This is a genomic window from Streptosporangium sp. NPDC005286, assembly GCF_040607515.1.
Taxonomy (GTDB): domain Bacteria; phylum Actinomycetota; class Actinomycetes; order Streptosporangiales; family Streptosporangiaceae; genus Streptosporangium.
Genome location: NZ_JBEXGU010000009.1, coordinates 52,755 through 66,267 on the forward strand (window position 1 = coordinate 52,755; position 13,513 = coordinate 66,267).

Genomic DNA, 13,513 nt, shown 5'->3' on the forward strand with positions numbered 1-13,513 from the left:
TGAGCGGTAAGGTGCTACGCCGGAACGTGGGAGGAAACACCTCCTACACGCGGACCCTCTACACCGCGCTGGCACCTTTCGGGATCGAGTGCGAGGCCCTCGTCCCGCCGGGCGACGGGTTCGGAGGAGCGGTCAGGCAGCTCGCCTACGCCGCCGCCGACGGCCTGCTGTGGCCGGCCCGCCCGGGAGGGGCCGACCTGCTGCACTTCCCGGCCGACACCGGGGCGCTGATCGGCTCCCGGGTACCGATCGCGGCCACGGTGCACGGCGTCGAGGACGCTCCCGTCCCCGGGCTGGCCCGCGCGCTCTGGAAGCGCACCTGGCTGGCCAGGGTCGGCAGGCTCACCGAGGTCGCCGGCGCGGTCATCACCGTCTCGCGCCATTCGGCCGGCGAGATCGGCAGGGTCTTCCGCGTCCCCGCGGCCCGCGTCCACGTGATCCCGCACGGGCTGGACGCCGGTCGTTTCCACCCCCGGGAGGCCGGCGACGACGCCCTCCTCGAACCCCTGCGGCTGCCCGGCAGGTTCGTGCTGTACCTGGGGAACCTGGACCCCCGCAAGAACGTCACGGCCCTGGTCGAGGCGACCGCGCGCCTGGGCGTCCCCCTGGTGGTCGCCGGAGGCGGGTTCCTCGGGTCGGGCCAGGTCGAGCGGGCACTGGCCGGGGCGCCGCACGCCCGTTACCTCGGCCAGGTACCGCACGAGTTGGTGGCGCCCCTGATGAGGGCGGCCACGGTGTTCGCCTTCCCCTCAGGTCACGAGGGTTTCGGGATGCCGGTGCTGGAGGCCATGGCCTGCGGCACCCCGGTGGTGACCTCCGACCGGGCGGCGCTGCCCGAGGTCGCGGGTGACGCCGCCGTACTCGTATCCGATCTTGACGCGCGCGGCATCGCGGCGGGTCTGGAGACCGTCCTGTCCGACGACCGCGCCGCGGCGGATTTGCGGGCCCGGGGGATCGTCCGGGCCGCTCTGTTCTCCTGGGAGGAGTCCGCGCGGCGCCACGCCGAGGTGTTCACGGCCCTGGTCGAGAGCGGAGGTACCCGGGCGTGAGCACCTCGCGGTTGCCGCTGCGCGAGGGCGCCTGGTGGCTCCACCCGGCCTGGACGGCGATGCTCGCCACCATCCCCGGGCTGCTGGCCGTCTGGCTGATCGGGGACGACAGCTTCCGGGAGTGGTGGCGGACGCCGAAGATCTTCGACGACGGCAAGGTGCTCACCGTCGTGGTGTTCATCGGCGTCTTCGTCGTGGGCTGCATGCTGCCGTCGCTGTCCAGGCCGGTTCGGGCCACCGACATACCGGTCAACGCGCGCCAGCGCCGGGTCCTGCTCCTGGCCGGCCGGGTGGCAGCCGCGCTCACCGTGGTGGGATACGCGGCCTGGCTGGCCTCGGCGGTCTCGAGCGGGCTCAGCCTCGCCGACCTCGTGAAGGTCTTCTCGCTGAGCCCGGGCTCCGCGGACGCGGTCAAGGACGAACTCGCCACCATCGGCGGGGTGACCACGCTGACCCAGCTGGGACCGCTGGCCATGGTCTGCCTGCTGCTTGAGCGGAGGCTCGGCGGTGGCTCGCACACCGCGATGTTCGTGATGCTCACCGGGTTGACGCTGGCGCGGGTGGTGCTCAACTCCGAGCGGCTCGCCCTGATGGAGATCGCGCTCCCGGTCCTCGCGCTGATCTCGACGCTGCGGCCCGGCGACGGGCGGCGCCACCACCGCTGGCTGTGGGCAGGGCTGCCGCTGCTCGCCCCGTTCGCCCTGGTGACGCTCTTCGGCACCTTCGAGTACGTGCGCAGCTGGTCCCACTACTCCGCGATCGTCCAGATCGACTACTCCGAGTTCGTGCTGCGCAGGCTGACCGGCTACTACGCCACGGCGTACAACAACTCCGCCATCGTGGTCGACCGCATCGGCCCCGGCCTCGTCTGGCCGTACTACACGGTGGGGTTCCTGTGGAACTTCCCCGGCCTGTCGGTGCTGCTGACCCCGGAGTCCGTGCTGGGTTTCCACCCCGCCCGGGTCTGGCCCGGCCTGCTGTGGCAGTTCGGCAACCCCGAGTACAACAACACGGGCGGCATGCTCGCCCCCCTCGCCGACTACGGGCTGGCGGGCGGCATGCTCTTCTGGGCCGGGACGGGGCTGGCGGTCGGCCTCTGCTACCGCTGGATGCGCTCGGGGGAGATCCGGGGCCTGATCCTCTACCCGCTGCTGTACGTGGGCCTGGTCGACCTGGCCAGATACTTCTACTGGGGTGAGGGCCGGGCCTTTCCCACGCTGCTCGGCGCCGTCGTGCTGGCCATGTTGCTGCACCGCCGCCGGGACCCCGGGGAGGAGAGGTGACCGCGGCGCGCCGGGGGCTGTGGACCCTCGCCGACCATGTGATCTGCAGCGGGAGCAACTTCGCCCTCATGATCCTGGTCGCCGGCAACGTCCCGGTCGTCACCCTGGGAGAGTTCGCGCTCCTCTACGGCTTCTACGTGGTGGTCGTGGAGCTGTCGCGGGCGGCGGTCAGCGAGCCGCTCCTGGTCAGGCGGCCCGAGGGAGACGCCGCGGTGCGCCGGGCGCTGGCGGACAGCTCAGGCTCCGCGGCCGTGTTCGGTGCCCTCGCCGGGGTGCTGCTGCTCGCCCTGTCCCCCTTCCTGATCGGCGCGCACTGGCGCTCGGCCGTGGTGCTCGCCGTGCTGCTGCCGGCGCTGCTGATCTGGGACGCGCTCAGGCTGGCGTTCATCGCGATCGGATGGCAGCGTCGCGCGGTGCTGGTGGACGCGGTGGGCGGGGTGGTTCAGGTCTCGGCGGCGTTCGCCGCGCTCACCGTGGAGGTGAGCCTGAGCTGGCTGGTCGCCGGCTGGGGGTTCGGCGGCCTGGTCGCCGCGTGTCTGGCGGCCGCCCAGGCCAGGACGCTGCCCCGGCTCGGAGCGCCGCGCCGCTGGTTGAGGGAGTACGGCACGCTGGTCCGGCCCTACTTCGTGGAGACCGGGGCGCTCTCCCTGGCGGGCTATGCCGTACTGATCGTCCTCGGGCACATCGCGGGGCCGGCGGCGGTGGGGGCCTGGCGGGCCGCGCTGACCCTGTTCGGCCCGGCGAACGTGGTGATGGCGGCCGGTCGGGTCGCGGCCGTCAGCGAGCTTTCCCGGCTCAGGACCGCGGGCCCCGGCCGGATGCTCCGCTCGGCGGCCGTGGTCGGGCTGCTGTGCGGGGTCGTGGGCGCCGTGGCCGGTGCCATCGCCGCCTTCCTGCCGGACTCCGTCGGCCATGCCCTGCTCGGCGAGTCCTGGGCGGACGTGGGGCCGCTCGTCCCCGCCTTCACCGCCCTGCTCGTGATCGAGGGGATCGGTCTCGGACCCTACGGTGTGCTGCGCGCGATGGAACGGGTCCGGACGCTGTTCGTCCTGAGGGTTTCCGTGGCGGCGGGACGCGTGCTCGCGGTCAGCGCGGGGGCGGCACTGGCCGGCGCCGCCGGCGCGGCCACGGCGAGCTCGCTGATCGAGGCCACCGGGTTCCTGGTCGCCATGGCTCTTCTCGCGGCGGTCCTCACCACCGCGCCTTTCCGAACGTCGCATGTGACCCCCCAACAGTCGAGAGAGCACCCGTGAACGCCAGAGAGCTGATCGCCGGAGCCCGCAGGAACCTGCTGCTCGTCATCCTGCTCGCCGTCCTCGGCACGGGGACCGGACTCGGGATCGGCCTGCTGCAGCCGAAGGAGTACAGGACCACGACGACACTGTTCGTCTCCATCGCGCAGGGCGGCCAGTCCAGCATCGACCAGAGGTACCAGGGCACCCTGTTCACCCAGGAGAGGGTGCGCTCCTACGCCGCGCTGGTCACCACCCCGGTGGTGACCAGGTCGGTGGTCAGGACCCTCGGGCTGTCACTGAAGCCCGAGGAACTGGCACAGAGGCTGGAGGTGGACGTCCCGGTCGACACCGTCCTGCTCAACATCACCGCCAGGTACGGCGACGCCGAAGCCGTGGCGAGGATCGCCAACGCGGTGACCGCCCGGCTCGTCGCGGTGGTCGCGGACCTGGAGACACCCGATCTGGACCAGGGCTCGGCGATCCGCGTCAAGGTGGTCAGGGACGCGGCGGTGCCGGAGCGGCCGAGCAGCCCCAGGATCGTCCTGGACGTGGTGCTTGGATTCGCGCTGGGACTCGTCGGGGGCGTCGGCGCGGGCGCCCTGCGCGAGGCGCTCGACACCCGGATCCACAGCGAGGCCGATCTCGCGAGGCTGAGCGACCAGCCCCTGCTGGCCATGGTTCCCAAGGATCCCGACGCCCAGGCCGCCCCGCTCGTCGGCGATCGTTTCAGCTCACGCGCCGAGGCGTACCGCAAGCTGCGCACCACCCTGCGCTTCGTCGGCGTCGACCAGCCCGCCAAGGTCTTCCTGATCACCAGCCCGCTCCCCGGCGACGGGAAGTCGACGACCGCGGTCAACCTGGCGGCGGCCCTGGCGGCCGAGGGTGCCCAGGTGGCCCTGGTCGAGGTCGACCTGCGCAGGCCGAAACTCGCCGACATGCTCGGGCTCGTCGGCGAGGCGGGTCTGACCAGCGTCCTGACCGGGAGGGCCGAGCTGGCCGATGTCGCCCAGTCGACGGCGGGACCGCACCGGATCACCGTGCTCACCAGCGGCCCGCTGCCGCCCAACCCCAGCGAGCTGCTGGGCACCCAGCGCATGCGGGACCTGCTGCGGCGGCTCGCCCAGGGCTTCGACTACGTCATCCTGGACGCCCCGCCGCTGCTGCCGGTCACCGACGCGGCGGTGCTCGCGCCGGAGGCGGACGGGACCATCCTGGTGACGCGGGCCAAGAAGACCAGGCGCGACGATCTGCGTGAGGCACTGACGGCGCTGGAGGGGGCCAGGGGCCGCGTCGTGGGGCTGGTCTTCAACTGCGGGACGGCCACCAGGTCCGACCGGTACGGCCCGTACGTGCGCGACACCGCCAAGCCCCAGCTGGGCGACACCTTCCAGGATCGGGAGCAGCCTGCCGTGGTGCGGCGGCCGAGGAGAGGAGACCCGCCGCTCAGCGGGGACCGAGCAGTTCCCCCAGGGCGCGGCTGAGCGAGTCGCCGATCACCCGGGAGCACTCCTCGTACTCCCTCGGCGGCCCACCGTACGGATCGGCGATCTCGACCGATGGATGGCGGCCAGGGGTACCCCGGCGCCTGGCGGCGGTCCTGACCACGGCGTGCGCACGCCCGACGGTGTCGGAGCGGTGGCGGATTTTCCGGCCCGCCGACAGATGGGCGAACTCGCGGAGGGTGAAGGTCCGGTGGATCGCGGTCGGATCCATCGTCACCGCCGTGCCGCGTTGCCCCGTCTCCATGGTGAGGATGAGATCGGCGTCGCCGACCAGGGCGCCGTCCAGCGGTCGCGAGAGGTGCTCGGAGCCGTCCAGGCCGAGGTTTCTCAGCGTGTCGAGCGCGTACGGAGCCATGGGGTGCCCCGCTCTGGCGTGGGTGCCCGCGCTCGACACGAGGATCGGGCAGGAGGAGAACCGGAGCATCGCCTTGGCTATCGCCTCGGCCATCGGAGAGCGGACGATGTTCGCCGTACAGACGATCAGAATCCGGAAGTCCTCTCTCACCTCGTCTATTTTAGCGGTGAGCCTGGAGATCGATACCGAAGCGGTCCTTGAGAATGCCTCGAATGTTGGGGTAGGTCTTGTTCATCCGATGCGCCAGCACCCGGCCGTGCAACCCCGCGGATCTCGTCTCGTCGAAGGGCTCGATGCGCGGCATCGCGAACAGACCCGCGTGCTCGGTGTGCCAGAGGGCGCAGGCGTAGCCGAACCCCGCCTCCGCGACCGCCTCCACCTCGCGGGCGCCGTGCTGCCCGTACGGGTAGCAGAAGCCGCCGACCTCCTCACCGGTCAGGTCCTCCAGCATCGTCCTGCTCGTCACGAGTTCCTCGGCCAGCCGCCGGTCGCCGTCCACGGTCGGCAGCCGGGGATGGGTCAGCGAGTGCGAGCCGATCTCCATGCCCGCGGCGGCCACCTCGCGAAGCTGCTCGCGGGTCATCACGTCCCGGGGGACTCCGGGATCCCAGGAACTGTCGCCGCCCACGTGGCCCGCGACGACGAACACCGTGGCGGTGAAGCCGTACTCCGCCAGGGTGGGCACGACGGTCGTGGCGAAGTCGGCGTAGCCGTCGTCGAAGGTGAGCCCGACCAGTCCGGCGGCCTGGCCCCTGGCCTCGGCGGCGCGCAGCTCACGCATCGTGACCCCGCGCAGCCCGCGGTCGCGCAGCCAGCGCATGTGGCGCTGGAAGCTGGCCGGAGAGACCGTGATCCGGAGCGGGTCCCGACTGAATTCGGCCACGGAATGATAAACCCATACCATCGGCGATTTGTTCACGTGAATCATCCCGGGAGGCTCCAATCGCATCTCTTTGCGCTGGCCTACCATATCGGCGTGAATTCCACTCCACGGGTCGCTCTGGTCGTCACGACGATCGGTCGGCCCGAGACCCTCGACCGCCTGCTCCGCTCGGTGCTTGAGCAGAGCCTCCCGGCCACCGAGATGATCGTCGTCGACCAGAGCGGCGGAACGGGGACCGCGGAGGTCGTCGAGCGCTGGCGGGAACGGCTGCCGGTCCGGCGGGTGACCACGCCGCGAGGGCTGTCCGCGGGGCGCAACGCCGGGGTGGCGGCGCTCGGGGACTACGACATCGTGGGCTTCCCCGACGACGACACCTGGTACGCCCCCGACACCCTGGCCAGGGTGTGCGAGGCGATCGGCGGGCACGGGGTCGTCTCCGGCATGCTGCTCGACGCGGCGGGGCAGCCGACCCAGCTGGCCTTCGGCGCCGAGCCGGCCGTCCTCGACGGCGCCACCGTGTGGTCCCAGGCCATCGAGGCGACCTGTTTCTACACGGCGGGCTTCATGGGTGCGGTGGGTTCCTTCGACGAGGGGCTCGGAGCGGGCTGCCCGACGCCCTGGCAGTCGGGGGAGGGCACCGATCTGCTCCTGCGCGGGCTGCGGGACGGCTGGTCGATCGCCTACCACCCGCGCGTCATCGTCTACGAGGACAACCCCTTCGTTCCCGCGGCCGGTACCAGAGAGTTCCGCCGCAGGGCACGCCACGTCGCGCGGGGGACGGGCAGGGTGTACCGCAGGCACCACGGCTGGGGGGCCCGGCTCAGGGTGCTGGCCAGACCGCTCGGCGGCGCGCTGCTGAGCGTCGCCCGCGCACGTTGGGCGGACGCGGGCTGGCACCTGCAGCGCCTGATCGGACGGTTGGAGGGCATCACGGGGATCCTGCTTCCCGTCCGGCGTCACGTCCACTCCAGGACGTGATCTCCTGAGGGTTCCCGTGCCCGGCGCCGCGCGGTCCATGTCCATGATCCATGCCATCTGATTATCACCGTGACGCGGGGCGCTCTCCCCGGTACCTTGAAGTGGGCCGACACTTCTGGGAGACGTCCATGGGCAAGTTCGAAGGAATGGACCCCAAGCTGGTCCGCGATCTGTTGTCCGAGGTGCGGCGGGCGGCCGATCAGATGCGGAACGTCGAGGGCAAGGTCACCCAGCTGATGAGCGGGGCCGGCCTGTCCTCGCAGTCGACCCACAGACCCGTCCAGATCGCCGACGCGTGCGACGTGATGGTCCGTGACGTCTCCGCTCGCGTGGCGTTGCTGGAGAAGAGGATCAACCAGAACGCGACGGCACCTCCCGCCGAGCCCAAGACCGGGGACACGAAGCCTGACAGCGGCGCGGCGGGCGATGACGCGAAGCCCGAGACCCCGAAGGCCGACGGCCTCAAACCGGCGGTCGGAGCGGACGACAAGCCCCGCGTCGGTGACCAGTCGGCCGGGAGCACCCAGCGTGACGATCCGAAGGACTCCCCCAAGCCGGAGCCTCCGAAGGGCGACGAGACCAAGCCCGAGACGGGCTCGAAGGGTGACGAGGGCAAGCCGGAGGCGGGCTCGAAGGGTGACGAGACCTCCCCGAGGGACGGTTCGAAGGAGACGCCGAAGCCGGAGGCGTCCGGGGCCGACGACCGGAAGCCGGACACGGGTTCGAAGGGTGACGAGACCTCTCCGCGCGAGGGAGACTCCCCCAAGGAGAACGTCAAGCCGGTTGACACCGCACCGCGCGAGACCCCGAAGCCGGATGCCACGCCCACGCCGGAGGCGCCCAGGGCTGAGGACCCGCCGCGTGAGGCTCCGAAGCCGGATCCCGTACCGGAGGCGCCCAGGGCTGAGGACACGCCGCGTGAGGCTCCGAAGCCGGATCCCATGCCGGAGGCGCCCAGGGCTGAGGACTCGCGGCCGGAGACGCCGAGGGTCGAGGATTTGAAACCCGCGGTTCCCGGGCCCGGCGAGGGGCCTCAGGACGGGGGACGGCCGGTTGACGACGTGCCACGCCAGACGCCCGAGGCCCCCGGCCCGGATGCCACCCCCGTGCCGGAGATGCCCAGAGCCGATGACACGCAGCCGGAGATCGTCAATGTGAACGACACGATGCCTGGCGGGGAGGATTCCGACGCCAAGGGTGACTCCGGCTCCAAGGGTGACGAGACGACACCGCGGGGGGACGGCTCCGTGGGTGGCGCGCCGGTCAACGATCCCGACGCCAAGGGCGACTCCGGCTCCAAGGGTGACGAGCGCTCGCCCAGGCAGGAGGGCGGCACGTCCGGCAACGACATCCTCGACAGTTACCGGAAGGACCATCCCGACGACATCGACCAGAGCGGCGATCAGCGGGCGAAGGTCGTGGAGGTCGACGGTGTGAAGGTGCTCCAGATCCCGCTCGACTCGCCCACGGCGGCCGAGGTCGACGAGTTGCTGAAGAACATCGAGGACATTCCGCCGCTGGAGATGCCTACGGTCGACAACGTCTCCGCCACGGCGGGGCAGCCGGGCTGGGTCGAGCCGCACGGCCCGCTCGATTCGGCCAAGCCTGACTATCCGCTCCTCGACACCGCGGGACCCACCACCGACCAGACCGTCCAGCCGCCGGGCACGGGGGGCGACGCCACCCCCGAGCCCGCCGGTACGACCTCCGGTGAGGCGGCTGTTCAGCCGCAGGCCACGACCTCCGCCGTACCCGCCGTCCAGACGGCGGGTACGGCCTCCGGCGAGGCGGCCTCGCAGCCCGCCGTGGTGCCGCGGGGAGACGCCGGCACGCCGTCCATCGGCGACGCGGTCTTCAGCGAGGCGCGAGGGGCGGAGGATGCCGCAGGGGGCTCGGGACAGTCGGCGGGGACGGCTCCCGGGGGGGTGGCCGCCGCACCGGACGGTTCGGTCGCCCGGTGGGCCGGCGACGGCGACGACGTCGTCACCGCGGAGGCGAGCCCTCTCGATCTGGACGCCCTCAGGACGCTCGCCGACAACGCCCGGGAGATCGAGCCGCTGGAGATGCCCGGCGTGCGGGTGCCGGAAGGGGAGACCTGGGGCGAGGGGGCCTGGGCGCCCATGGACATCGGGCCCGACGGACCGGCGGGCGACGTGGAGCCGGGGAATCCGCTGCGGCCGATCCCGCCTCCGGGAGGCGGGCAGTGAGCGGGGGCGGGGACCATGTCGGCGAGCCCGGCTCCCGAGCCGGTCAGCACCGTTACGGCGTCGGGCAGTGAGCGGGGGGCAGGGACTGTGTCAGCGAGGGTGAGGAGCCTGTGATGTTCGTGGATCCACCCGCACCGCAGCCGCTGCAGCCGGGGGAGACCCCACCGGCCTCGGGCGGCGGCGGTCTGCCGTCCTCGGACGCCGCCACGGCGTGGGAGTTCAACCCCGAATACCAGCGGCTGGTCATGATGTGGCGGCAGGTGCTTCCCACACTCGACACGCTGACCGCCAGTCTGGACAAGGCCTACCAGCTCGCCAGGAGCAGGGATGTCTGGGACGCCCCGGTCTCCGGCCGCTACGTCGAGGACATGACGGAGTGGCGCACCCGTCTCGGCCTCTACCGGCAGGCGATCCTGACCTCGATCAGCGACCAGGCGGCCGACACGCCGAGATGGGTGCCGGTGGGAGCCGGGGCCCCGCACGCCTTCTCCTGACGTCCTTCCCGGCTTGGAGGCGCCGGCCGGATCCTTCGGCGCGAGGCCCGCGGGCCGGGCGGTTTTCGAAGCCTCCCGGGGGGACGGCGCCAGGGGCCTTCCCGGGGCGTGCGTTTCCGCACGGAGACACGCCTTCCCATGGCGACACCTCTCTGACCTGGGATAACCGGGGTAGCCGGGCTTACAGTGGGGGTGAGTTGTCATCTTCGGGATGTGAGCCATGGGCGCAGAGTCGTACTACGGGCCAGATTTCGGCCTACTGCAGCGCGAGGATCCGGAGATCGCCCGTGTGCTCCTCGACGAGCTCGACAGGCTCCGCGGCGGCGTCCAGCTGATCGCGAGTGAGAATTTCGCCTCGCCCGCCGTGCTCGCCGCGCTCGGCTCGACGCTCACCAACAAGTACGCGGAGGGCTACCCCGGCAGGCGCTACTACGCCGGATGCGAGGTCGTCGACCGGGCCGAGCAGCTCGCGATCGACCGGGCCAAGCGGCTGTTCGGCGCCGATCACGTCAACGTGCAGCCCCACTCCGGCGCCTCGGCGAATCTGGCGGCCTACGCGGCACTCCTCCAGCCGGGCGACACGGTGCTGGCGATGGCGCTGTCGCACGGCGGCCACCTCACGCACGGTTCCAAGGTCAACTTCTCCGGCCGCTGGTTCGACGTCGTGGCGTACGGCGTGCGCAGGGACACCGAGCTGATCGACTATGACGAGGTCAGGGACCTGGCGTTGCAGCATCAGCCCAAAATGATCATATGTGGTGCCACCGCCTATTCCCGAAAGATCGACTTCGCGGCCTTCCGGGGGGTCGCCGATGAGGTGGGCGCCTGGCTGCTCGCCGACGTCGCGCACACCATCGGGCTGATGGCCGGGAACGCCCTGCCGTCCGCCGTGCCGTACGCGGACGTGGTGACCTTCACCACGCACAAGGCGCTGCGCGGCCCGAGAGGGGGCGGGATCATGTGCACCCGGGAACTGGCCCGCAGGGTCGACCGTGCGGTCTTCCCCTTCGTGCAGGGCGGCCCGCTCATGCACGCGGTGGCGGCCAAGGCCGTGGCGTTCGGCGAGGCGCTGCGCCCCGAGTTCGCGCGGTATGCGCGGCAGGTGGTGACCAACGCTCAGGTACTGGCCGACGCCCTGGCCGCCGAGGGGATGCGGCCCGTCTCCGGGGGCACCGACAGCCATCTGGCGTTGATCGACCTGCGTGACGTCGGGGTCTCCGGCGCGGTGGCCGAGCAGCGGTGTGGCGCGGCCGGGATCACGCTGAACCGCAACGCGATCCCCTACGACCCGGAGCCGGCCACGGTGACGTCCGGGATCCGGGTGGGCACCCCCTGCGTCACGACCCAGGGAATGGGGGCCGAGGAGATGAAGGCGGTGGCCTCGATGGTGGCACAGGCCATCCGCAACCCCGACGCAGTGGGTGAAATACGGGAGCGCGTCGCGGCGCTGACGAGCCTCCATCAGATATATCCCAGCGAACTATGAGCTGTTCTGTGGCGTTTTCCGGTCACAGGTGGCCGGACTATCCGCGAAACTGGTTCCGTGCGCGAATACCTACTCATGGCGCTCGTCGCGGCCGCGGTGACATACCTGCTGGTCCCACTGGTCCGCGTTTTCGCCGTCCGTATCGGTGCCATGCCCGAGGTCCGCGACCGTGACGTGCACACCACGCCGACGCCCAGACTCGGTGGCCTGGCGATGTACGGCGGTCTCGTCGCCGGTCTGCTGATCGCCGGCGAGCTGCCCTACGCCGGGGGCAAGCTGGCGGCCGAGGGCCAGGGCAAGACGGTGATCGCGCTGATCGCCGCGGGAGGGCTCATCACGCTGACCGGCTTCCTGGACGACTGGCTGGGGATGGACGCCCTCGTCAAGCTCGCCGGGCAGATCGGCGCGGCGGGCGTGCTCGTCGCCTTCGGCGTCAGCCTGCCGTGGCTCCCGCTGCCCACGGCGCTGGGCGGGCAGACCATTCTCGACTCCACGCTGAGCCCGCTGATCACGATCCTGATCGTGGTCGTCATGATCAACGCCGTCAACTTCGTCGACGGGCTCGACGGTCTGGCCGCCGGGATCGTGGGCATCGCCGCGATGGCCACATGGACGTACTCGGTGGCCCTGTCGAAGGACTACGGCAACACCAGCATCAACGTGACGGCGGTCATCGCCTCGGTGCTCATCGGGATCTGCCTGGGCTTCCTGCCGCACAACTTCCACCCGGCGAAGATCTTCATGGGGGACACCGGGGCGATGCTGATCGGCCTGGTCCTCGCCTCCACGATGATCCTGGTGACGCCGCTCGACTCCAGCAGCATCAACCGCTTCCCCGTCATCCTCCCCCTGCTCGTGCCGGTCGCGATCCTGGTGCTTCCGCTGCTCGATCTGATCATGGCGGTGGTCCGGCGCACGTCCAACGGCCTGTCGCCGTTCGCGCCCGACCGAGGGCATCTCCACCACCGCCTGCTGGACATCGGACACTCACACCGCCGCAGCGTCATGATCATGTACGCCTGGACCTTCCTGTTCGCCTTCGCGGTCGTGGCACTGTCCATCGAGGGTGTCCCGCTCATCCTGTTCCCGCTGACCGTGCTGCTCGCCATCGGCGTGCTGGTGATGATGGCGCTGCCCCGCTGGCGGGCCCGCCGCGACGTCGGCGGGTCCGGAGAGCAGGGCCCGACCGGCACCGCCGGGCCCGCCGGGCCCGCGGCTCCCACGGGATTCAGCGGTCCCACCGAGGGGCCGGGGCGGCAGGTGCGACCGGGCGAGCCGCAGGCCCGGGTCCGGCCCCACCCCTACCCCTCGGAGACGCCGGGGCCTCGTCCGGCCGTCAGCGGCGACGACGGCGACGGCACCGCCACGCTCTCGGCGCTGCCCGACCTGTCACTCACCGCTCCCCGGCAAGGTTTCTCAAACCCTGAGACGCGGCGTTGAGCGGTCCATGTCAGCTGCTTGATCGTTCACTTGAAACGGCAGGTAAAGGCGCTCTTCCATGAGCTTGTGATAGCTTTCACTAACGGATCCATGGTTCAGCTGGATCTTCGAGGTAGCAATCGCTCGCTTGATAACAGTCACTGGGAGTGCCGATGCAGGCCAATGACGTGCGCGTCCTCAAAGGGGCCGTGATACCCACCGCCGCCGCGGGTGCGGTCGTCATCCTCACGGCGGCTCTGCTCTCCGGTGCCAAGGGGGCGCTGGGGGCCGCGATCGGCCTCCTGGTGGTGGCGGTCTTCTTTACGGTCAGCCTGGTCGCGGTCTCCTCCGCGAGCCGGGTCTCTCCCGTTGTGATGATGGTCACCGCGATCGCCACCTACGCGGTGAAGGTCCTGATCATCATGGCGCTCCTCAAGATGTTCGAGAGCGCCACGGCGTTCGAGCCGCGTGCCTTCGGCTGGTCGGCGATCGTCTGCACCGTCGTCTGGACGGCCGGCGAGATGCGGGGCTTCGTGAAGACGAAGATGCTCTACGTCGACCCGGGCGCCGCTGTCCCCGGACAGGGTGGCCCCCGATGAGGCGTATCATGACCGGGCGGCGG

12 protein-coding genes are annotated in these 13,513 nt (G+C 71.1%); 10 read left to right on the plus strand and 2 right to left on the minus strand.

Features of this window, described 5'->3' with window-relative positions; all coding sequences use genetic code 11:
• The first annotated feature begins 26 nt into the window (after positions 1–26).
• The 4 genes from ABZU75_RS05685 to ABZU75_RS05700 are packed head-to-tail and all read left to right on the plus strand — an operon-like array spanning position 27 to position 5,048.
• Complete coding sequence (locus ABZU75_RS05685; protein WP_355549877.1) at positions 27–1,049, plus strand: glycosyltransferase family 1 protein; 1,023 nt, start codon at positions 27–29, stop codon at positions 1,047–1,049.
• Positions 1,046–2,332, plus strand: a complete 1,287-nt coding sequence (locus ABZU75_RS05690) for an O-antigen polymerase (protein ID WP_355549879.1) — start codon at positions 1,046–1,048, stop codon at positions 2,330–2,332. The genes ABZU75_RS05685 and ABZU75_RS05690 overlap by 4 nt, the downstream gene beginning before the upstream one ends.
• Positions 2,329–3,585 carry a hypothetical protein gene (locus ABZU75_RS05695; RefSeq protein WP_355549881.1) on the plus strand — a complete coding sequence of 419 codons (1,257 nt, stop codon included), beginning with the start codon at positions 2,329–2,331 and terminating at the stop codon, positions 3,583–3,585. The genes ABZU75_RS05690 and ABZU75_RS05695 overlap by 4 nt, the downstream gene beginning before the upstream one ends.
• Positions 3,582–5,048 carry a polysaccharide biosynthesis tyrosine autokinase gene (locus ABZU75_RS05700; RefSeq protein WP_355549883.1) on the plus strand — a complete coding sequence of 489 codons (1,467 nt, stop codon included), beginning with the start codon at positions 3,582–3,584 and terminating at the stop codon, positions 5,046–5,048. The genes ABZU75_RS05695 and ABZU75_RS05700 overlap by 4 nt, the downstream gene beginning before the upstream one ends.
• On the opposite strand, the gene ABZU75_RS05705 is transcribed toward ABZU75_RS05700, so the two are convergent.
• A complete protein-coding gene (locus tag ABZU75_RS05705; protein ID WP_355549885.1) occupies positions 5,011–5,574 on the minus strand; it encodes a hypothetical protein in 564 nt (187 codons plus the stop codon). The genes ABZU75_RS05700 and ABZU75_RS05705 overlap by 38 nt on opposite strands.
• A gap of 10 nt (positions 5,575–5,584) precedes the next feature.
• Positions 5,585–6,307: a polysaccharide deacetylase family protein gene (locus ABZU75_RS05710; protein ID WP_350954697.1), complete on the minus strand. Its 723-nt coding sequence runs from the start codon at positions 6,305–6,307 to the stop codon at positions 5,585–5,587.
• 93 nt (positions 6,308–6,400) lie between these two features.
• On the opposite strand from ABZU75_RS05710, the gene ABZU75_RS05715 reads away from it, so the two are divergent.
• From ABZU75_RS05715 to ABZU75_RS05740, 6 genes are all read left to right on the plus strand, one after another.
• Positions 6,401–7,285, plus strand: a complete 885-nt coding sequence (locus tag ABZU75_RS05715) for a glycosyltransferase (RefSeq protein WP_355549888.1) — start codon at positions 6,401–6,403, stop codon at positions 7,283–7,285.
• Positions 7,286–7,413: 128 nt separating this feature from the next.
• A complete protein-coding gene (locus ABZU75_RS05720; RefSeq protein WP_355549890.1) occupies positions 7,414–9,492 on the plus strand; it encodes a hypothetical protein in 2,079 nt (692 codons plus the stop codon).
• Positions 9,493–9,605: 113 nt separating this feature from the next.
• Positions 9,606–9,986, plus strand: a complete 381-nt coding sequence (locus tag ABZU75_RS05725) for a hypothetical protein (protein ID WP_355549892.1) — start codon at positions 9,606–9,608, stop codon at positions 9,984–9,986.
• A 220-nt stretch (positions 9,987–10,206) separates the two neighbouring features.
• Positions 10,207–11,472 carry a serine hydroxymethyltransferase gene (gene glyA, locus ABZU75_RS05730; RefSeq protein WP_355549894.1) on the plus strand — a complete coding sequence of 422 codons (1,266 nt, stop codon included), beginning with the start codon at positions 10,207–10,209 and terminating at the stop codon, positions 11,470–11,472.
• Between the two features lie 57 nt (positions 11,473–11,529).
• A complete protein-coding gene (locus tag ABZU75_RS05735; RefSeq protein ID WP_355549896.1) occupies positions 11,530–12,912 on the plus strand; it encodes an undecaprenyl/decaprenyl-phosphate alpha-N-acetylglucosaminyl 1-phosphate transferase in 1,383 nt (460 codons plus the stop codon).
• A 152-nt stretch (positions 12,913–13,064) separates the two neighbouring features.
• Positions 13,065–13,490 carry a hypothetical protein gene (locus tag ABZU75_RS05740; RefSeq protein WP_355549898.1) on the plus strand — a complete coding sequence of 142 codons (426 nt, stop codon included), beginning with the start codon at positions 13,065–13,067 and terminating at the stop codon, positions 13,488–13,490.
• Positions 13,491–13,513 lie beyond the last annotated feature (23 nt).

Coding starts and splice junctions, on each gene's coding strand:
- glyA (WP_355549894.1), top strand. CDS start 10,207: ATGGGCGCAGAGTCGTACTACGGGCCAGATTTCGGCCTACTGCAGCGC.
- ABZU75_RS05720 (WP_355549890.1), top strand. CDS start 7,414: ATGGGCAAGTTCGAAGGAATGGACCCCAAGCTGGTCCGCGATCTGTTG.
- ABZU75_RS05725 (WP_355549892.1), top strand. CDS start 9,606: ATGTTCGTGGATCCACCCGCACCGCAGCCGCTGCAGCCGGGGGAGACC.
- ABZU75_RS05740 (WP_355549898.1), top strand. CDS start 13,065: ATGCAGGCCAATGACGTGCGCGTCCTCAAAGGGGCCGTGATACCCACC.